We start from the raw sequence: 19873 nt of genomic DNA, 5'->3' as shown, positions 1-19873 counted from the left end.
GTCCCGAAGACATGAAATTCACCCTCTCCTGGCTCAAGGACCACCTCGACACCGAAGCCTCCCTCGACGCGATCGGTGAGACGCTGACGCGGATCGGCCTCGAAGTCGAAGGGATCGAGGACAAGGCCGCCGCGCTTCGCCCCTACGTCATCGCCCGGGTGATCTCGGCCGAGCCGCACCCGAACGCCGACCGCCTGCGGGTCTGTCAGGTCGATGCCGGCGACGGGCCGCCGCTCCAGGTCGTGTGCGGCGCGCCGAACGCGCGGACCGGCATGCTCTCGGTCTTCGCGCCGCCCGGCACCTACGTGCCGGGCAAGGACATCACCCTCTCGGTCGGCACCATCCGCGGCGTCGAGAGCCGCGGCATGCTCTGCTCCGGCGCGGAGCTCGGCCTGAGCGAGGACCACGACGGCATCCTCGACCTGCCCGCCGACGCGCCGGTCGGCACCGCTTACGCCCTCTGGGCCGGACTCGACGATCCGGTGATCGAGATCAACCTGACCCCGAACCGCGCGGACTGCGCCTCGATCCACGGCATCGCCCGGGATCTCGCCGCCACCGGCATCGGCACCCTGAAGCGCGAGCCGCTGCCGCCGGTGCGGGGCGAGGGCGCCTGCCCGACCGCCGTCACGCTGCGCTTCGACGCGCACGACGAGGGTCTCTGCCCGCTCTTCGGCCTGCGCCTCGTGCGCGGCGTGAAGAACGGCCCTTCGCCGGACTGGATGCGGAAGCGCCTGCGGGCGATCGGCCTGCGCCCGATCAACGCGCTCGTCGACATCACCAACTACATGACCTTCGACCGCGGGCGCCCGCTGCACGTCTTCGACGCGGCGAAGGTCGCGGGCGGCCTGACCGTGCGCCGGGCCGAGGACGGCGAGAGCCTCGTGGCGCTGGACGGCAAGACCTACCGCCTCGATCCGGACGCGGTGGTGATCGCCGACGCGAACGGCGTCGAGTCGATCGGCGGCATCATGGGCGGCGAGGCCTCCGGCTGCGACGAGACCACCACCGACGTGCTGATCGAGTCGGCGCTCTGGGATCCGCGCACCATCGCCCGCACCGGCCGACGCCTCGGCATCGTCACCGATGCCCGCTACCGCTTCGAGCGCGGCGTCGATCCCGCCTTCGCCCTACCGGGGCTCGACCTCGCCACCCGCCTCGTGGTCGATCTGTGCGGCGGCACGCCGAGCGAGGCGACCGTCGCCGGCGCGGTGCCGGATCTCGACCGCGTCATCGACTTCCCCTGGACCGAGGTGCGGCGCCTGGCCGGCATCGAGCTGTCGCGGGTCGAGATGAAGGTGACGCTGGAAGCGCTCGGCTTCCACGTCTCCGGCTCGGGCGACCGCGTGAAGGTGCTGCCGCCCTCCTGGCGGGCGGACGTGGAGGGCAAGGCCGACCTCGTCGAGGAGATCGTGCGCATCGCCGGCCTCGACCGGATCGAGCCGAAGCCGCTGCCCCGGGTCGAGACGGTCGCGACCGAGCCGATGCTGACCGTGCCGCAGCGGCGCGGGCGCCTCGCCAAGCGGGCGCTGGCCAGCCGCGGCCTGCTGGAGGCGGTGACCTACTCGTTCATCGCGCACGAGGACGCGCGGCTGTTCGGCGGCGGCGGGGCGGATCTGGCGCTCGCCAACCCCATCGCCGCCGATCTCTCCGACATGCGCCCGAGCCTCGTGCCGGGCCTGCTGCGGGCGGCGCAGGCCAATGCCGACCGGGGTTTCGCCGACACGGCCCTGTTCGAGGTCGGGCAGTGCTTCGCCGGCGACGAGCCGGAGGGGCAGTCCTTGCGGGCCGCGGGCCTGCGCCGCGGCACCGCCCGCCACGGCGGGGCGGGGCGCCACTGGAGCGGGGCGGCCGCACCGGTCGATGCGTTCGAGGCCAAGGCCGACGCGCTGGCGCTGCTCGCCGCGCTCGGCGTGCCGACCGGCGGGCTCCAGGTCGTGGCCGGCGGCCCGGACTGGCTGCATCCCGGCCGCTCGGGCACGCTGCAGTTCGGGCCGAAGAACGTGGTGGGGGGCTTCGGCGAGCTGCATCCGCGGCTCCTGAAGGCGATGGACCTCAAGGGGACGCTGGTCGCCTTCGAGATCGTCCTCGATGCCCTGCCGCTGCCGCGCCACCGGCCGACCAAGGCGAAGCCCGCGCTGGTGCTGTCCGACCTCCAGGCGATCTCCCGCGACTTCGCCTTCGTCGTATCCCGCGACGTGACGGCCGCCGACATCCTGAAGGCGGCGCAAGGCGCCGAGCGCAAGATGATCGCGAACGTCGAGGTGTTCGACCTCTACGAAGGCGCCGGCATCCCGGAGGGCGCGAAGTCGGTCGCGGTCGCGGTGCGGCTGCAACCCTCCGGGCGCACGCTCACCGACGCCGAGATCGAGACGGTGAGCGCCAGGATCGTCGCCGAGGTGTCGAAGAAGACCGGCGCGACGCTTCGGTCTTGAGCAAGGAAGGAGCCATGGCCATGGATCTGGACCTGATCGAGCGTCTCTCGGTCGCCGAGCACATGCCGAAGGCCGATCTCCGGCGCGCGGCCGCCGAGCCGGAGACCGTCGCCGAGGCCGTGCTCAAGGTGCTCGGCATCGCGGCGGAGGACGCCGACGCCGTCAGCGAGCACGAGGCCAACCTGCTGTTCTGGGGCCTCCACGCCCTCGCCGCCGCCCGCGACACGCGCGTCTACCGCCCCTTCGTCCGCCTGCTGCACCAGGACAACGAGGCCATCGACGGCGTCCTCGGCGATGCCGCCACGATCACGACGGCGCGCATCATCGCCAGCGTCTTCGACGGCGACGCGGCCCCGCTGCACGATCTGATCCTCGACAGCGCCGCCGACGGGTTCATGCGTTCCGAGGCGTTCGCGGCCCTGGCCTACCTGACCCGGCAGGGCCGGTTGCCGCTCGACGATGCCCGCGCCCTGCTGGTGCGCTTCGACGCCGCGCAAGCCGCGGTCGAGGGCGATATGGCCTGGGTCGCCTGGGAGGAGGCGATCGCCTATCTCGGGCTGGCCGACCTCGCACCCCGGGCCGAGGCGGCGCGGCGCGACGGGCGCCTCACCGACGAGTTCAGCGACGCCGCGTGGTTCCGCAAGGCGCTGCGGCAGGCCGGCGCCGAACCGCCGGACCTGAGCACGTTCGGCGATCGCTACGGCACCCTCGACGATCCGGTCGCGGCCCTCGACTGGACGGAGACCTCCTACGGCCAGCCGGTCAAGAACCCGTTCAAGGATGTCGGCCGCAACGATCCCTGCCCCTGCGGCTCGGGCAAGAAGTACAAGAAATGCTGCCTCAACGCGCTCGAGGCGGGGGCCCCGCCGGTTCGCCTTCCGGGCCTGTCCTGACCCCGGCGCCCGTCCCGACCCCATTGAGCGGGTTGTCCGGATCCCGGGCGTAGGCCAGCGTCTCGAAGCGCATCGAGCGGGCATCCACCATCAGCAGGCGTCCGACCAGGGGCTCGCCGAAGCCGGCGAACGCCCGGATCACCTCCATCGCCATCAGCGAGCCCATCACACCGGCGAGCGCCCCGAGCACGCCGGCCTCGGCGCAGGGCGCGACGCTGCCCGGCGGCGGCGGGTTCGGGAACAGGCAGCGATAGGTCGGGTTCGGTTCCCCGTCGGGACCGGCCTCGTGGGCGCGGATGGTGGTGAGCGAGCCGTCGAAGGCGCCGAGCGCCGCGGTCACCAGGGGTTTCCCGGCGGCAAAGCACGCATCCGAGACGGCGTAGCGGGTCGAAAAGTTGTCGGAGCCGTCGGCGACGAGATCGTAGCCGGCGAGCAGGGCCGGCGCGTTCTCGGCCGTCAGCCGGCAGGCATGCGTCTCGACGCGCACATGCGGGTTGAGCCGGGCGATCGCCTCCGCCGCGCTCTCGACCTTCCTTCGGCCGACGTCGGCGGTGCCGTGGATGACCTGCCGCTGCAGGTTCGACAGGGACACCGTGTCGTCGTCGACGATGCCGATGGTGCCGATTCCGGCCGCGGCGAGATACTGGATCAGCGGCGCGCCGAGCCCGCCCGCGCCGATCACCAGCACGCGCCCCGCCTTCAGCCGGGCCTGGCCCGGGCCGCCGACCTCGCGCAGGACGAGGTGGCGGGCGTAGCGTTCGATCTCTTCGGAGTTGAGGGCCATGCGCGCCATGTAAGCGCCTCGGGCCGGCGGTGGAAGCGGTCGGGGGCTTGCTGCGCGCAGGGCGGGTGCGTGCTACGGCTGGCCCTCGATCGTTGCCGTCTCCCACCCGCCCCCTCATCCTGAGGTGCCGGAGCGAAGCGGAGGCCTCGAAGGATCCTCCGGACGTCGCGCGGCCACTGGAAGATCCTTCGAGGCCCGCTGGCGCGGGCGCCTCAGGATGAGGGACAGAATGGGAGGCGCGATCCCGACCAAGCCATGGGGCCGCCCTTGTCCGACCATTCCCCCCTCGCCCTCGCCCGGGCGCTGATCCGCTGCCCCTCCGTCACCCCGGAGGAGGGGGGTGCCCTGTCGTTCCTGGCGGATCGACTGGCAAGGGCCGGCTTCTCCGTCGAGCGCCCGGTTTTCTCCGAGTCCGGCACGCCGGACATCGAGAACCTGTATGCCCGCATCGGCACCGGCGGCCCGGTTCTCGTCTTCGCCGGCCATACCGACGTGGTGCCGCCGGGCGAGATCGCCGATTGGACGCACGGGCCGTTCTCGGGCGCGGTGGCGGACGGCTTCCTCTACGGCCGCGGTGCCGTGGACATGAAGGGCGGCATCGCCTGCATGCTCGCGGCGACGCTCGCCTTCCTCGACCGGCGCGGGCCGGATTTCGCAGGCTCCATCGCCTTCCTGATCACCGGCGACGAGGAGGGACCGGCGGTCAACGGCACCGTCAAGCTGCTCGATTGGGCGAAGGCGCGGGGCGAGCGCTTCGACCATTGCCTGCTCGGCGAGCCGACCAACCCCGACACCCTCGGCGAGATGATCAAGATCGGCCGGCGCGGCTCGCTCACCGGCCGCATCACCGTGCACGGGCGCCAGGGCCACGTCGCCTATCCGCACCGGGCCGAGAACCCGATCCCCGGTCTCCTGCGCCTCGCCTCGGCGCTGGTCGCCGAGCCGCTCGACGGCGGAACCGCGCATTTCGACGCCTCGAACCTCGAATTCACGACGATCGATGTCGGCAACCCCGCCACCAACGTGATCCCGGCCTCGGCGAGGGCCGTGTTCAACGTGCGCTTCAACGACGACTGGACCGCCGACACGCTCGGCGCCGAGATCCGCCGACGGTTGGAGGCGGCGGCCGGCAACGCGGTGCGGTTCAGCCTGGATCTCCAACCCTCGAACGCACCCGCCTTCCTGACGCGGCCCGACGCCTTCGTCGATCGGGTCGCGGATGCGATTCACGCCGAGACCGGGCGGCGTCCGGCGCTCTCCACGACGGGGGGCACCTCGGATGCGCGCTTCATCAAGGATGCCTGTCCGGTGATCGAGTTCGGCCTCGTCGGACGGACCATGCACGAGGCCGACGAGCGGGTGGCGATCGTGGATCTGGAGAGGCTGACCGCGATCTACGGGCGGGTGCTGGAGCGTTACTTCTCGGCGTAATCCACGCCGACGAAGGTCAGCCCGCAGGCCGGCGCCAGCGGCCCGCAGCGGTGCTTGGCCCGCGTCGCCAGGATCTCCGCCACGTCGTCGGCCGAGAGGCGCCCGCAGCCCGCGAGCATCAGCGTGCCGGCCATGGCCCGCACCTGATGGTGCAGGAAGGAACGGGCCGAGGTCGCGATCACGATTTCCTCGAAGAGGCCCATCCGCTGACGTGTCACGTCGAGTCGTTCGAGCGTGCGCACGGGGCTCGCCGCCTGGCACTCGGCGGCGCGGAAGGCGGAAAAATCGTGGCGGCCGAGGAGGCGCTGGGCGGCCGTGTGCATCAGCCCGGCATCGAGCGGCCAGGGCACGTGCCAGACCTGGGCGCGGGTGAGCGCGGCGGGGCTGCGCCGGTTGAGGATGCGGTAGCGGTAGTGCCGCCGGATCGCCGAATGCCGCGCGTCGAAGTCTTGTCCGACGACCTCGGCGGAGACGATCGAGACCGGCTGCGGGCGCAGATGGGCGTTGAGCGCGTCGCGCACGGTGTCGGTGCGCCACGCCTTGGCGAGATCGAGATGCGCGACCTGCTGGATCGCGTGCACGCCCGCATCGGTGCGCCCGGCGCAGGTCAGCCGCGCCGTCTCGCCGGAGAAGCGGGTGACGGCGGTCTCGATCGCCGCCTGCACGGTCGGGTCGTCGGCCTGCCGCTGCCAGCCGCGGAACGGCGCGCCGTCGTACTCGATGGCGAGCTTGTAGCGGGGCATCAGGGTTGCGCGCTCACCCGAGCCGCGCGCCCGCCGCCAGCCGCGTCCCGCGCAAGAACGCCTCGCCCGTCGCGGCGCCGCCCTTGCCGGCCCGGCGCAGTTCGAGAAGCCGCACCGCGCCTGCGCCGCAGGCGATCGTGCAGGACGCGTCGAGCAGCCGGCCCGGCGCGCCCGAGCCGTCCGCCGGCAGCGCCCGCAGCACCTTCACCCGCTCGGTGCCCTTGCCGAGATCGGCCTCGAAAGAGGCTCCCGGAACCGGCGAGAGCCCGTTGATGTGGCGCACGACCTCTTGCGCCGGCCGCGACCAGTCGATGCGCGACTCCGCGCCGGTGATCTTGTGGGCGTAGACGACGCCGTCCGCCGCCTGCGGCGTGAAGGTCAGGCCGTCCCGCTCCAGGGCGGCGATCGCCCGCCCCATCAGGTCGGCGCCGAGCGGCATCAGCGCGTCGTGCAGCTCGCCCGCACGCATGCCCTCGGTGATCGCGATGCGCTCTTCCATCGCCACCGGCCCGGTATCGAGCCCGGCCTCCATGCGCATCACGCCGACGCCGCTCGTCGCGTCGCCCGCCATCACCGCGCGCTGGATCGGTGCGGCCCCGCGCCAGCGCGGCAGCAGCGAGCCGTGCAGGTTGAGGCAGCCGAAGCGCGGCGCGTCGAGGATCTCTTGCGGGAGCAACAGGCCGTAGGCGACGACGACCGCCACGTCCGCCTCATGCCCGGCGAAGGTCTCGACGGCCTCCGGGGTCTTCAGGGTCGCGGGCGTCAGAACGGGGATGTCCAGCACCTCGGCGCGGGCATGGACCGGGGAGGGTTTCAGCGCCATGCCGCGGCCGGCCCTGGCCGGGGCGCGGGTGTAGACGGCGGCGATGGCGTGGCCGTCGGCGCGGAGACGGTCCAGGGTGGGCACCGCGAAGTCCGGCGTCCCCATGAAGACGATACGCATCGGATCCCGTCAGGCGGCGGCGTCGCGCTTGGCGGCCTTGGTGAACTTCTTCATCACCCGGTCGCGCTTGAGCTTCGACAGGTGGTCGATGAACAGCACGCCGTCGAGATGGTCGATCTCGTGCTGGAGGCAGGTGGCGAGCAGGCCGTCGGCCTCCCGCTCCACCGTCTGCCCGTCGAGGGTCATGTAGCGCACCCGCACGCGGTCCGGCCGCTCGACCTCGCCGTAGAATTCGGGGATCGACAGGCAGCCCTCGTCGTAGACGCGCTTCTCCTCCGAGGACCAGACGATCTCCGGGTTGAGGTAGACGGTCGGGTTCCTGGCGTTCTCGTCCTTCGCGGTGTCGATGGTGACGACGCGCTTGGCCACTCCGATCTGGATCGCGGCGAGGCCGACGCCGGGGGCGTCGTACATCGTCTCGATCATGTCGCGGGCGAGCGTCCGGATCTCGTCGGTGACCGCGCTCACCGGCTCGGAGACGAGGCGCAGTTGCGCGTCGGGCAGGATCACGAGGGGGCGGACGGTCATGGCTTCCGGGCCGGGATGGGCGAGTGGGAGCGCACGCGTGAAAACGCGTTGCGTCATCCGCAGATAGGCGGCGGCGCGGAGGCGGTCAAATCGTCCGCTCTCAGAACGCCGTCCGGCTGCGGATCGCCGCCGTGAGCGTGCCCTCGTCGAGATAATCGAGCTCGCCCCCGACCGGCACGCCGTGAGCGAGCCGGGTGATCGTCAGCCCGAGGGCTTTCAGGGATTCGGTGACGTAGTGGGCCGTGGTCTGGCCGTCGACGGTGGCGTTGAGCGCGAGGATGATCTCCTGCACCCCCGGCTCGCCCGCCCGCTCCACGAGGCGGCCGATGGTGAGGTGCTCGGGCCGCACCCCGTCGAGCGCCGAGAGCACGCCGCCGAGCACGTGGTAGCGCGCCTTGACCGCGCCGGAGCGCTCCAGCGCCCAGAGATCGGACACGTCCTCGACCACGACGAGGGTGGTGGGGTCGCGGCTCCCGTCCCGGCAGATCGTGCAGGGATCGCTGGTATCGACGCTGCCGCAGGAGCGGCACACCACGATGCGCTCGGCGGCGATCCGCATCGCCTCGGCCAGCGGGCCGAGCAAGGTCTCGCGCTTCTTGATGAGTTGGAGCGCGGCCCGGCGGGCGGAGCGGGGCCCGAGGCCCGGCATGCGCCCGAGAAGCTGGATCAGGCGCTCGATCTCGGGGCCGGCGACGGCTTGGGGCATGCGGGTGCGGAACGGCTGTGAATGAAAGGGCGGCAGGCGCCTTCCCTCACATAGGCCTTCCGTCGGCATTTTGCCCGTTCAGGATCGCGACAGCTCGGCCGTTCCATGACGAGCCGGCGAGCCAGTTTTATTTGAACCCATACCGAAGATTGGTTGACGGCCAAGCCGGAGACCGATCCATTGAGCGAGCGGGGTGGAGAACCTGCGTGCGGCGGCCCTGACCGACCGCACGGACGCCCCACCGGAAGAACGCGAAACAGCCGGACCGACCGGCGCGACGGCGCGATCAGGGGCCGTGAGGAGGAAAGACCCGTGAAGACCATCGGCGAATTCAATGCGGCCCACGGACCGGAGGCGGTCGGCCTGACCGATCTCGCCGCCGTCCACTGGAACCTCGAAGCACCCCGGCTCTACGAAGAGGCGCTGCGCCGGGGCGAGGCGGAACTCGCCCGGGGCGGGGCGCTCGTCGCCACCACCGGCAGCCACACCGGCCGCTCCCCCAAGGACAAGTACGTGGTGCGCGACGCGAGCACCGAGACCGGGATCTGGTGGGACAACAACGGCTCGATCACCCCCGGGCAGTTCGCGACGCTGCTCGACGATTTCCGTGCCCATGCCCGCGGCAAGGCGCTGTTCGCCCAGGATCTGTTCGGCGGTGCCGATCCGGCCCACCGGGTGCGGGCGCGGGTCTATACCGAACTGGCGTGGCACTCCCTGTTCATCCGCAACCTGCTGATCCGCCCCGAGCGCGACGCGCTCAGCGGTTACGTGCCGGAACTGACGATCGTCGACCTGCCGAGCTTCCAGGCCGATCCGGCCCGGCACGGCTGCCGCTCCAAGACCGTGATCGCCATCGATTTTTCGCAGAAGATCGTGCTGATCGGCGGCTCGGCCTATGCCGGCGAGATGAAGAAGTCGGTCTTCACCTATCTCAACTACGTGCTGCCGAATGCGGGCGTGATGCCGATGCACTGCTCGGCCAACGCCGCGCTCGATGAGACCGGCGATTCGGCCCTGTTCTTCGGCCTGTCGGGCACCGGCAAGACGACGCTCTCGAACGACTCGTCGCGAAAACTCATCGGCGACGACGAGCACGGCTGGAGCGCGAACGGCATCTTCAACTTCGAGGGCGGCTGCTACGCCAAGACCATCCGGCTGTCGCGCAACGCCGAGCCGGAGATCTACGCCACCACCGAGCGCTTCGGCACGGTGATGGAGAACGTCGTCATCGATCCCGTCAGCCGGGCCCCCGATTTCGACGACGCGTCGCTGACGGAAAACACCCGCTGCGCCTACCCGCTCGACTTCATCGCCAACGCGAGCGCCACCGGCCGGGCCGGGCATCCGAGGAACGTCGTGATGCTGACCTGCGACGCCTTCGGCGTGATGCCGCCGATCGCCAAGCTGACGGGCGCCGAGGCGATGTACCATTTCCTCTCGGGCTACACCGCCAAGGTGGCGGGCACCGAGCGCGGCCTGACCGCACCGGAGGCGACCTTCTCGACCTGCTTCGGCGCGCCCTTCATGCCGCGCCACCCCAGCGTCTACGGCAACCTGCTGCGCGAACGGATGGCCGAGCACGGCGTCGATTGCTGGCTCGTCAACACCGGCTGGACCGGAGGCGGGGTCGGCACCGGTCGGCGCATGCCGATCCGCGTCACCCGCCGGCTGCTCTCGGCGGCGCTCGACGGCTCGCTGGCGCAAGTGGAGTTCCGCCGCGATCCGTATTTCGGCTTCGCGGTGCCGGTCGCGGTGCCCGGCGTCGAGACGCAGGTGCTCGCGCCGGCCGAGACCTGGACCAACAAGGCGGCGTTCGCCGACACGGCCACGCGCCTCGTCACGATGTTCCGCGAGAACTTCAAGCGCTTCGAGAGCCACGTCGACGCCGACGTGCGCGCCGCCGAGCCGGTCGCCGCGCCGATCGCGGCGTAACGAGCGGGTATCCCTCCCTCTTGCGGGGGAGGAGCGGGGATGGGGCGGCGGCCTGCCCGCCGCACCGCCCTTTCCGTCAGCGTCCTCCGTCATCGCGAGGCGAAGCCGAAGCGATCCAGGGCGCCGACCTCTCCGGAAAGGTCGCGCCGCTGGATCGCTTCGCTGACGCTCGCGATGACGGAGAGGGCCTTGCGCCTCAATCGACCTGATCGGCGTAGACGGCCTCCGCGCCCATGCCCTCTTCGAGCATCATCCGGGCGCGGGCGCGCAGCTTCTCCGTCTCGCTCTTGAGCTGGCCGCAGGCCGCCAGGATGTCGCGCCCGCGCGGGGTGCGCACCGGCGAGGCGTAGCCGGCGTTGAACACGAACTCGGAGAAGCGCTCGATCCGCTCCCAGTCCGAACACGCGTATTTCGACCCGGGCCAGGGGTTGAACGGAATCAGGTTGATCTTGGCCGGAATGCCCTTGAGGAGCCGCACCAGGGCGCGGGCGTCGGCGTCCGAATCGTTGACGCCCTTGAGCATCACGTACTCGAAGGTGATGCGCCGGGCGTTGCTGAGGCCCGGATAGTTCCGGCAGGCGTCGAGAAGCTGCGCGATCGGGTACTTGCGGTTCAGGGGCACCAGCTCGTCGCGCAACGCGTCGCGCACGGCGTGCAGCGAGATCGCCAGCATGGCGTTGGCTTCCAACCCCAGCCGCTCGATCTGCGGCACCACGCCGGAGGTCGAGACGGTGATGCGCCGCCGCGACAGGCCCAAGCCCTCCTGGTCGGACATCACCGCGATGGCGTCGATCACCGCGTCGAGATTGTAGAGCGGCTCGCCCATGCCCATGAACACGATGTTGGTGACGAGCCTCCCGGCCTCGCCGCCGTCCTTGCCCGGCATCTGGCCGGTGAAGTCGCCGAGCGCATCGCGGGCGACGACGAGCTGCGCCACGATCTCGGCCGTCGACAGGTTGCGCACGAGGCGCTGCGTGCCGGTGTGGCAGAACGAGCAGGTGAGCGTGCAGCCGACCTGGGACGAGACGCAGAGCGTGCCGCGATCGTCGCCGGGAATGTAGACGCACTCGATCTCGGCGCCGCGATTGTGGTCGTGCGCGCCGGTCGGGGCCATGCGCAGGAGCCACTTGCGGGTGCCGTCGCGGGAGACCTGCTCGGTGACGACCTCCGGCCGGTCGAGGGTGAAGTGTTGCGCGAGCTGCGCCTTCAGGCCCTTGCCGACATTGGTCATCTCGGGGAACGCGCGGGCGCCGCGCACGTAGAGCCAGTGCCAGATCTGGCTCACCCGCATCCGCGTCTCGCGCTCGGGCACGCCGATGCCGAGCAGCGCGGCTTTCAGGCCCTCGCGCGTGAGGCCGACGAGGGAGGCCTTGCCGGGCAGGGTCGAGAGGGCGGTGACCTCGGGGGCCTTCTCGATTGCGGGGAGGGCGCGCGATGCGCCCGGGGCGGAGTCGAGCGACGCCGTCGCCATGGCTCAGGACCTTAGGAAGCTGGAACGGCTCTCATATAGGCGCATTCGCGCGGGAACGCGACCACCCGGGAACGAGGCGAGTTCTGAAAACAGGGCCGAATTTGACGACCTCGCCGATCTCGCCCACATGTCGCACGTCGTGTGACACGCGACATCCATGACCCGGGCCGGTCTTCCGCTCGGGCGTGGGCGATTTCAGGCCTCTCGCGGAGAAGGTTTTCTTCTTCGATGCTGATCAGCTTCAGAAACAAGGGTCTCAAGGAACTCTTCGAGACCGGACGTACGGCCAGGATCAACAAGACGATGCGTGCGAGGATCGTTCCACGGCTCGACGCGATCGACAACGCAGCAGAGCCGGAGGATCTGAAGCTTCCCGGCTTCGATTTTCATCCGCTTCAGGGACATGTGCCCGTGCGGTACTCGATCCATGTCAACGGACCCTGGTGCATCACCTTCGAGTTCGAAGACGGCAACGCGTACCGCGTGGACTTCGAGCAGTATCATTAGACATCGCGGGCGTTCGGCAACGAAGGTCCATACCCCATGGAGGAAAACCAATCGTGGCTGACGAACTTCCGGCCGCACGTCCGAACCGGCCCCCGACCCACCCCGGCGCCCTGCTCCGAGACGAAATCCTGCCCGCGATCGACCTCTCGGTCACCGCCGCCGCCGGGCACTTGCGCGTCACGCGCCAGCATCTCCACCGGCTTCTGGCGCAGGAAGTCGGTGTCTCGCCCGAGATGGCCCTCCGTCTCGGCAAGTTCTGCGGCAACGGTCCCCGGCTATGGCTCCGCATGCAGGAGGCATTCGATCTCTGGCACGCGGAAAGGAGGCTCGGCAGCGTCGTCGAGCAGATTCCGAACATGGGATCGAAGGCGGTCGCATAGGCACCCCGCAGGTGGCCCCGAGTTCGAGCGGTTCGAAGCCCGAGCCGTCCTGAGTTCGAGTGCCGCCTGCTGCTCAGCCCCGCAGCTCTTCTTCCAGGAAGCCGCGCACCTCGGCCGCGTCGATCCCCGGGGCGATGAAGCTCCGGCCGATGCCGTGGGCGAGGATGAAGGTGAGCCGGCCGTCGCGCACCTTCTTGTCCTGGGCCATGGCGTCGAGCAGCGCATCCGCGTCGCCGCAGCCGCCCGGCACCTGGCTCAGGCGGGTCGGCAGGCCGGCCAGCGCGAGGTGGTTGGCCACGCGACCCGCGTCCTGGCCGGGGCAGAGGCCGAGCCGGGCCGAGAAGCGGAAGGCCAGCGCCAGCCCGATCGCGACGCCCTCGCCGTGGACGAGGCGGGCGGCGTCGTAGCCGGTCAGCCGCTCCAGGGCGTGGCCGAAGGTGTGGCCGAGATTGAGCAGGGCCCGCTCGCCGTCCTCCCGCTCGTCGCGGGTGACGACTCCGGCCTTGGCGCGGCAGCAGGCGGCCACCGCCTCGTCGCGCTCCGGCCCGCCGGCGAAGATGCCGGACCAGTTCGCCTCGCACCATTCGAAGAAACCGGCATCGCCGATCAGGCCGTACTTGGCGACCTCGGCGTAGCCCGCCCGCATCTCGCGCTCCGAGAGGGTGTCGAGGGTCGCGGTGTCGGCGATGACGAGGCGCGGCTGGTGGAAGGCGCCGATCAGGTTCTTGCCGAGCGGCGCGTTGATGCCGGTCTTGCCGCCGACGGACGAATCAACCTGTGCGAGCAGGGTCGTCGGAACCTGGACGAAGCGCACCCCGCGCCGCAGGGAGGCCGCCGCGAAGCCGGCGAGGTCGCCGACCACGCCGCCGCCGAGCGCCACCACGAGGTCGCCGCGTTCGATTTTCTGGGCCAGCAGCCCGTCGCAGACACCGGCGAACGCCGCGTAGCTTTTCGAGGACTCGCCCGGCGGCACGGCGATGAGGCCGCTGCGCAGTCCGGCCGCCTCCAGGCTCGCCCGCACCCGCTCGCCGTAGAGGCCGGCGACGGTCTCGTCGGTGACGATGCCGGCCGCCCGGCCGCCGAGATCGCGCGCCTGCGCCCCCACCGCGTCGATCAGGCCGCGGCCGATCCGGATGTCGTAGCCGCGCCCGCCGGAGAGCGGAACCTTTACATGCAGAGGTTGTTTCGTCATGGAGGATGTCGAGGGTCGGGGCGGGGCCGCGCGGGCCGGATTCATGTGGATGTCGAGAGCGTCCATCACGTCCTCGACCACGCGGTCGTGGAAGACGTCGCGGGAGAGGACGGTGACGTCGGCCCCGGCATAGACCGGATGGCGCACGTCCATCAGCGCGCGCATGGTCGCCTCCGGATCCGCGGTCTGAAGCAGGGGCCTCGTGGCGCGCTTGCGCACGCGGCGCATCAGCACGTCGAGATCGGCCTTGAGCCAGACCGAGACCCCGCCGGCCGCGATCCGCTCCCGCGTCGCCGCACGCATGAAGGCGCCCCCGCCCGTGGCGAGCACCATCGGCCCCTCGCGCAACAGCCGGGCGATCACCCGCTCCTCGCCGTCGCGAAAGCTTGCCTCGCCGTAGATGGCGAAGATGTCGGCGATGGTGAGCTTGGCCGCCGCCTCGATCTCGATGTCGGCATCCTTGAACATCAGCCCGAGGCGGCCGGCGAGGCGGCGCCCGACCGTGCTCTTGCCCGCCCCCATCAGGCCGACGAGCACGATCGACCGGGCTCCCAGGCCGCGGCGCAGGCGTGCTTCGATCGGTTCGCCGGGCGCCGGCGCCGGCGGCTGGGGGACGGTCATCGGGCGGTCATAGACGGTTTTGCCGATACGGCGAAGGGTGCGCGGACGGGGACGGCGTGGCGGTCGGTACAGCCCCCGGCCCGAAGCCGAAAGCCCCTCGGCCATGCCTTCGAACCCGCCCTGCGTGCATTTCGGAGAGAATCGGCAGCGAATACGGGGCCGACAGGGGTTGCAAAGTTTCGCCCGGACGGGGAGGCTCGTACGCGAGCGCGTGGGACGGCACCGCTCTCGACCGGGCTCGCCCGGCCGAGTGCCCCCACGCTTGTATCTCCGTGCCGGGAAAACCATGCTGCCGTTCGGATCCGTCTCCTTACCCGTAACCTTCACCGACAGCGAAAGGGAGGCGAGCGACCCAGGCTCCGATCCGCGCGGGGGCGCACGAACGTCGCGCCTCAGCGGCCCGGCCGCCCGCGCCCGGTCGACGCCGGTCTCGACGGATGCGCGGCTGCTCGCCATCGCCACGGAACACCTGACCCGGCTCGGCCCCAAGCGGGTGACGGTGGTGGCGGTCGCGGCGGAGGCAGGCATGACCCATGCCAACGTCTACCGCTACTTCCCCTCCAAGGACGCCCTGCTCGACGCGGTCGCCGGACGCTGGCTGCGCGACCTGGAGACCGAGCTGGCCGGCATCGCCGACGCGCCCGACCCCGCCGACGACAAGATCGAGCGCTTCATCAGCGCGCTCGCCACGGCGCAGAGCGAGATGCTGATCCGCGAGCCGAACCTGTTCGCGGTGCATCTCGACGCCACGGTCGCCTCCCGCCCGATCGCCCGGCGCCATCGCGTCCGCCTGCGCACCCTGGTCGAGCGCGTGGTGGAGGAAGGCATCGGCACCGGCGTCTTCGCCGCCCGCGATCGGGAACGGGCCATCGCCGTGATCTTCGATGCGAGCTACCGCTTCACCCATCCGGTGGCGATCCAGCACGACGCGGACGTGCCCCGCGACCTGCTCGACGTCCGGCTCGGCGCGGTGATTCAATCGATTCAGCGCGCCCTGCGCACAGGAACGTTCTGAGGACGGACACCCGCTCGGGTGCTGCGCTGCAGGGCGGTCGCCATACCCCTCGATGACAGATCAAAGGCCCTGTCACCGACCCCTTGCCGGCTGTGCTCCGACAGCACAACCAAACCTAGTTTATTGACTTTATTCGTCTTTTTTCGACATCCCATCCGGCGCGCGTGGTCACTCGCTTGGCCTGCCCCTGGCTTGCATAGCCCTTCGTCGGGTTGAAGCCCTCCGGCTTTTCCGCCAAACACCGCCCCCATCAGAACGGATCGGCGAAGGTTCGGCCGCATCGCACCATCCGCGCGACCGCCGACACGATTTCCCGAGCCGTCGCGCATTCCGACCGGAGGCTAGACCATCCATGGCACGCAGCAAGATCGCGCTCATCGGAGCCGGGCAGATCGGCGGCACGCTCGCCCACCTCGCGGGCCTGAAGGAACTCGGTGACGTGGTGCTGTTCGACATCGTCGACGGCGTGCCGCAGGGCAAGGCGCTCGACATCGCCGAGTCCGCCCCCGTCGACGGCTTCGACGCCAAGTATTCCGGCGCCAGCGACTACTCGGCGATCGCCGGAGCCGACGTGGTGATCGTCACGGCGGGCGTGCCGCGCAAGCCCGGCATGAGCCGCGACGACCTGATCGGCATCAACCTGAAGGTGATGGAGGCGGTCGGCGCCGGCATCAAGGAGCACGCCCCCGACGCCTTCGTGATCTGCATCACCAACCCGCTCGACGCGATGGTGTGGGCGCTGCAGAAGTTCTCGGGGCTGCCCACCAACAAGGTCGTCGGCATGGCCGGCGTGCTCGACTCCGCCCGCTTCCGCCACTTCCTCGCCGAAGAGTTCGGCGTCTCGGTCGAGGACGTGACCGCCTTCGTGCTCGGCGGCCACGGCGACGACATGGTGCCGCTGACCCGCTACTCGACGGTGGCCGGCGTGCCGCTGACCGATCTGGTCAAGCTCGGCTGGACCACCCAGGAGAAGCTCGACGCCATGGTCGAGCGGACCCGCAAGGGCGGCGGCGAGATCGTCAACCTGCTCAAGACCGGCTCGGCCTTCTACGCGCCCGCGGCCTCCGCCATCGCCATGGCCGAGAGCTATCTGCGCGACAAGAAGCGGGTGCTGCCCTGCGCCGCCCATCTCTCGGGCGAGTACGGCATCGACGGCCTCTATGTCGGCGTGCCGGTGGTGATCGGCGAGAACGGCGTCGAGCGCGTCCTCGAAGTGACCTTCGGCGAGGCCGAGAAGGCGATGTTCGAGAAGTCGGTCAACTCGGTGAAGGGCCTGATCGCGGCCTGCCAGGGCATCAACGACAAGCTGGCCTGATCAGAGGCGGATAGGGAGTGGCGAATGGCGAATGGGGCGGCCCGCGCGTGATGCACCGCGAGCGCCCCATCCGCGACGCCCTCCACTCGCCATTCGCTATTCGTCATTCGCTCGTCCGATGAGGTTTCGATGAACATCCACGAATACCAGGCAAAGGCCGTCCTGAAGGAATTCGGCCTGCCGGTCTCCCGCGGCGTGGCGATCTTCAAGCCGGAGGAGGCCGCCGCCGCGGCCGACGAGCTCGGCGGCCCGGTCTGGGTGGTGAAGTCGCAGATCCATGCGGGCGGGCGCGGCAAGGGCACCTTCAAGGGTGCGCCGGAAGGCGCCAAGGGCGGCGTGCGCGTCACCAAGTCGAAGGACGAGGTGGTGCGGTTCGCCCGCGAGATGCTCGGGGCGACGCTGGTGACGGTGCAGACCGGCGAGGCCGGCAAGCAGGTCAACCGCCTCTACATCGAGGAAGGCGCGGCGATCGCCTCCGAGTTCTACCTGTCGATGCTGGTCGATCGCGAGACGGGGCAGGTCGCCTTCGTGGTCTCGACCGAGGGCGGCATGGACATCGAGCAGGTCGCCCACGACACGCCGGACAAGATCGTCACCTTCTCGGTCGATCCGGCCACCGGCATCATGCCCCACCACGGCCGCGCGGTCGCCAAGGCACTCGGCCTCTCCGGGCCCCAGGCCAAGGAAGCGGGCGCGCTGACGGAGAAGCTCTACGCGGCCTTCACGGCCAAGGACATGAGCATGCTGGAGATCAACCCGCTGGTGCTCACCGGCGACGGTCATCTCAAGTGCCTCGACGCCAAGATCTCCTTCGACTCGAACGCCCTCTACCGCCACCCCGAGATCGTGGCGCTGCGCGACGAGACCGAGGAGGACGCCAAGGAGATCGAGGCGTCGAAATACGACCTCGCCTACATCGCCCTCGACGGCACCATCGGCTGCATGGTCAACGGCGCGGGGCTGGCCATGGCGACGCTCGACATCATCAAGCTCTACGGCGAGGAGCCGGCGAATTTCTTGGATGTGGGCGGCGGTGCGTCCGAGGAGAAGGTCACGGCGGCGTTCAAGATCATCACCGCCGACCCGCAGGTGAAGGGCATCCTCGTCAACATCTTCGGCGGGATCATGAAGTGCGACGTCATCGCCCGCGGCGTGCTCGCGGCGGTGAAGGCGGTCGGCCTCGAAGTGCCGCTCGTCGTGCGCCTCGAAGGCACCAACGTCGAGGAGGGCAAGGAGATCATCCGCACCTCCGGCCTCAACGTGATCCCCGCGGACGATCTCGACGACGCCGCGCAGAAGATCGTCGCGGCAGTGAAGAAGGGCTGAAGCGACCGGGGAGGTTTGCGGTGACCACGCTCACGATCACGCTCGAAAGCCATGTCATGGCGCAACTGCAGACGCTCGCCGACGAGCGGCGCGCGTCGGTTCACGACCTGGCGGTCGAAGCGATCGAGAGCATCGTTCGGCGTCAAACCGACAAGGCGCGGGGACGCCTTCTCGATCTCATCGATGCATCGCGGGGCGAGATCGGGCCGGTCACGTGGAAGCGGGACGATCTCCATGACCGTTGACTGCTTCCTCGATACGAACGTGTTGGTCTACGCGGTCTCGGGTGCCCCTTCCGAGGCCGACAAGAAAGCGCGTGCTCGCGAACTCATCGCGCGCCGACAGTTCGGAACGTCGGGTCAAGTGCTCCAGGAATTCTTCGTCACCGTCACGCGCAAGATCAAGCAGCCCCTTTCGATCGAGCGCGCGATCGAAGTCATCGATGCGTTCGACGATCTTCCCTGCGTTCCTATCGATCCGCGGCTCGTGCGGGAAGGCGCTTTGCGGGCCCAAAGGCATCAGATCTCCTATTGGGACGGCGCCATCGTCGCCGCAGCCGAACGGCTCGGGGCCGCCGTTCTCTATAGTGAAGACCTCAACGACGATCAGGCCTACGGCTCGGTTCGCGTCGTGAACCCTTTCCGAAGCCATTCATAGAAAAACGGCCGCAGGAGCCCGAATGTCCATCCTCATCGACCAGAACACCAAGGTCATCTGCCAGGGCTTCACCGGCAAGAACGGCACCTTCCATTCCGAGCAGGCCATCGCCTACGGCACCAAGATGGTCGGCGGCACCTCGCCGGGTAAGGGCGGCTCGACCCATCTCGGCCTGCCGGTGTTCGACACCGTGGCCGAGGCGCGGGAGGCGACCGGCGCCGACGCGTCCGTCGTCTACGTCCCGCCGCCGGGCGCGGCGGACGCGATCTGCGAGGCGATTTCCGCCGAAATCCCGCTGATCGTCTGCATCACGGAAGGCATTCCGGTGCTCGACATGGTGCGGGTCAAGCGCGCGCTGGAGGGCTCGAAGTCGCGCCTGATCGGGCCGAACTGCCCCGGCGTCGTCACCGCGGGCGCCTCCAAGATCGGCATCATGCCGGCCAACATCTTCAAGCCGGGCTCGGTCGGCATCGTCTCGCGCTCCGGCACCCTGACCTACGAGGCGGTGTTCCAGACCACCGTCGAGGGCCTGGGCCAGACCACCGCCGTCGGCATCGGCGGCGATCCGGTCAAGGGCACCGAATTCATCGACATGCTCGAACTGTTCCTGGCCGACCCCAAGACCGAGTCGATCGTGATGATCGGCGAGATCGGCGGCTCGGCCGAGGAAGAGGCGGCGCAGTTCCTGGCCGACGAGGCCAAGCGCGGACGCAAGAAGCCGATGGTCGGCTTCATCGCCGGCCGTACGGCGCCTCCGGGCCGCCGCATGGGGCATGCCGGCGCCATCATCTCCGGCGGCAAGGGCGGCGCCGAGGACAAGATCGCGGCGATGGAGGCCGCGGGCATCCGCGTCTCGCCGTCGCCGGCCCGGCTCGGCTCCACCCTCGTGGACGTGCTGAAAGGTTGATGCGGTCTGTAACCGGGTTCCGCGCGGCTGTGTTGCACCGCACGCAAGCTCGGGCGACCCATATGGGAGAACATGCCGGGACGCGCT

The 19873-nt window shown here is 70.1% G+C and carries 19 protein-coding genes; 12 read left to right on the top strand and 7 right to left on the bottom strand.

The window, feature by feature from the left end:
• Positions 1 to 11: 11 nt before the first annotated feature.
• Positions 12 to 2435: a phenylalanine--tRNA ligase subunit beta gene (gene pheT / locus PGN25_13160; GenBank protein ID MEH3118504.1), complete on the top strand. Its 2424-nt coding sequence runs from the start codon at positions 12 to 14 to the stop codon at positions 2433 to 2435.
• Between the two features lie 20 nt (positions 2436 to 2455).
• On the top strand, positions 2456 to 3328 hold the full coding sequence (locus PGN25_13155; protein ID MEH3118503.1) for a DUF1186 domain-containing protein: 873 nt from the start codon (positions 2456 to 2458) through the stop codon (positions 3326 to 3328).
• Here the strand turns inward: PGN25_13155 and moeB are convergent.
• The gene (gene moeB / locus PGN25_13150; protein MEH3118502.1) at positions 3276 to 4112 is read right to left on the bottom strand and encodes a molybdopterin-synthase adenylyltransferase MoeB; all 837 of its coding nucleotides are present in this window, start codon (positions 4110 to 4112) and stop codon (positions 3276 to 3278) included. The two genes, PGN25_13155 and moeB, sit on opposite strands and share 53 nt — an antisense overlap.
• A 255-nt stretch (positions 4113 to 4367) precedes the next feature.
• On the opposite strand from moeB, the gene dapE reads away from it, so the two are divergent.
• Positions 4368 to 5543, top strand: a complete 1176-nt coding sequence (gene dapE, locus PGN25_13145; GenBank protein MEH3118501.1) for a succinyl-diaminopimelate desuccinylase — start codon at positions 4368 to 4370, stop codon at positions 5541 to 5543.
• On the opposite strand, the gene truA is transcribed toward dapE, so the two are convergent.
• From truA to recR, 4 genes are all read right to left on the bottom strand, one after another.
• Positions 5528 to 6286 (bottom strand): tRNA pseudouridine(38-40) synthase TruA, encoded by a 759-nt coding sequence (gene truA, locus PGN25_13140; GenBank protein ID MEH3118500.1) that lies wholly within the window; start codon positions 6284 to 6286, stop codon positions 5528 to 5530. The two genes, dapE and truA, sit on opposite strands and share 16 nt — an antisense overlap.
• A gap of 13 nt (positions 6287 to 6299) precedes the next feature.
• Entirely contained in the window at positions 6300 to 7229 is a 930-nt protein-coding gene (gene fmt, locus PGN25_13135) for a methionyl-tRNA formyltransferase (protein ID MEH3118499.1), read from the bottom strand.
• A gap of 9 nt (positions 7230 to 7238) precedes the next feature.
• The gene (locus PGN25_13130) at positions 7239 to 7757 is read right to left on the bottom strand and encodes a peptide deformylase (GenBank protein ID MEH3118498.1); all 519 of its coding nucleotides are present in this window, start codon (positions 7755 to 7757) and stop codon (positions 7239 to 7241) included.
• A 100-nt stretch (positions 7758 to 7857) separates the two neighbouring features.
• On the bottom strand, positions 7858 to 8463 hold the full coding sequence (gene recR, locus PGN25_13125; GenBank protein ID MEH3118497.1) for a recombination mediator RecR: 606 nt from the start codon (positions 8461 to 8463) through the stop codon (positions 7858 to 7860).
• Between the two features lie 312 nt (positions 8464 to 8775).
• Between recR and PGN25_13120 the strand changes: the two genes are divergently transcribed.
• Positions 8776 to 10395 carry a phosphoenolpyruvate carboxykinase gene (locus PGN25_13120; GenBank protein MEH3118496.1) on the top strand — a complete coding sequence of 540 codons (1620 nt, stop codon included), beginning with the start codon at positions 8776 to 8778 and terminating at the stop codon, positions 10393 to 10395.
• Positions 10396 to 10591: 196 nt separating this feature from the next.
• Here PGN25_13120 and rlmN read toward each other — a convergent pair whose 3' ends face one another.
• The gene (gene rlmN / locus PGN25_13115) at positions 10592 to 11866 is read right to left on the bottom strand and encodes a 23S rRNA (adenine(2503)-C(2))-methyltransferase RlmN (GenBank protein MEH3118495.1); all 1275 of its coding nucleotides are present in this window, start codon (positions 11864 to 11866) and stop codon (positions 10592 to 10594) included.
• Between the two features lie 228 nt (positions 11867 to 12094).
• On the opposite strand from rlmN, the gene PGN25_13110 reads away from it, so the two are divergent.
• Both PGN25_13110 and PGN25_13105 read left to right on the top strand, forming a co-directional pair.
• Positions 12095 to 12373, top strand: a complete 279-nt coding sequence (locus tag PGN25_13110; GenBank protein MEH3118494.1) for a type II toxin-antitoxin system RelE/ParE family toxin — start codon at positions 12095 to 12097, stop codon at positions 12371 to 12373.
• Between the two features lie 53 nt (positions 12374 to 12426).
• Positions 12427 to 12753: a HigA family addiction module antitoxin gene (locus tag PGN25_13105; protein ID MEH3118493.1), complete on the top strand. Its 327-nt coding sequence runs from the start codon at positions 12427 to 12429 to the stop codon at positions 12751 to 12753.
• 73 nt (positions 12754 to 12826) lie between these two features.
• Here PGN25_13105 and aroB read toward each other — a convergent pair whose 3' ends face one another.
• On the bottom strand, positions 12827 to 14566 hold the full coding sequence (gene aroB, locus PGN25_13100; protein MEH3118492.1) for a 3-dehydroquinate synthase: 1740 nt from the start codon (positions 14564 to 14566) through the stop codon (positions 12827 to 12829).
• A 286-nt stretch (positions 14567 to 14852) separates the two neighbouring features.
• Between aroB and PGN25_13095 the strand changes: the two genes are divergently transcribed.
• The 6 genes from PGN25_13095 to sucD all read left to right on the top strand — a co-directional run bounded on the left by PGN25_13095 (position 14853) and on the right by sucD (position 19786).
• On the top strand, positions 14853 to 15581 hold the full coding sequence (locus PGN25_13095) for a TetR family transcriptional regulator (GenBank protein MEH3118491.1): 729 nt from the start codon (positions 14853 to 14855) through the stop codon (positions 15579 to 15581).
• A gap of 352 nt (positions 15582 to 15933) precedes the next feature.
• A complete protein-coding gene (gene mdh / locus PGN25_13090; protein ID MEH3118490.1) occupies positions 15934 to 16896 on the top strand; it encodes a malate dehydrogenase in 963 nt (320 codons plus the stop codon).
• Positions 16897 to 17025: 129 nt separating this feature from the next.
• Entirely contained in the window at positions 17026 to 18222 is a 1197-nt protein-coding gene (gene sucC / locus PGN25_13085; protein ID MEH3118489.1) for an ADP-forming succinate--CoA ligase subunit beta, read from the top strand.
• Positions 18223 to 18242: 20 nt separating this feature from the next.
• On the top strand, positions 18243 to 18467 hold the full coding sequence (locus tag PGN25_13080) for a hypothetical protein (protein ID MEH3118488.1): 225 nt from the start codon (positions 18243 to 18245) through the stop codon (positions 18465 to 18467).
• On the top strand, positions 18457 to 18879 hold the full coding sequence (locus PGN25_13075; GenBank protein MEH3118487.1) for a PIN domain-containing protein: 423 nt from the start codon (positions 18457 to 18459) through the stop codon (positions 18877 to 18879). Before PGN25_13080 ends, PGN25_13075 begins: the two co-directional genes overlap by 11 nt.
• 22 nt (positions 18880 to 18901) lie before the next feature.
• Positions 18902 to 19786, top strand: a complete 885-nt coding sequence (gene sucD / locus PGN25_13070; protein MEH3118486.1) for a succinate--CoA ligase subunit alpha — start codon at positions 18902 to 18904, stop codon at positions 19784 to 19786.
• Positions 19787 to 19873: the final 87 nt, after the last annotated feature.

Origin of the sequence: Methylorubrum populi (assembly GCA_036946625.1) — a bacterium.
Taxonomy (GTDB): Bacteria; Pseudomonadota; Alphaproteobacteria; order Rhizobiales; family Beijerinckiaceae; genus Methylobacterium; species Methylobacterium populi_C.
Note: the sequence above shows the minus strand (reverse complement) of the source record. Positions and strands in the feature narration are given on the sequence as shown.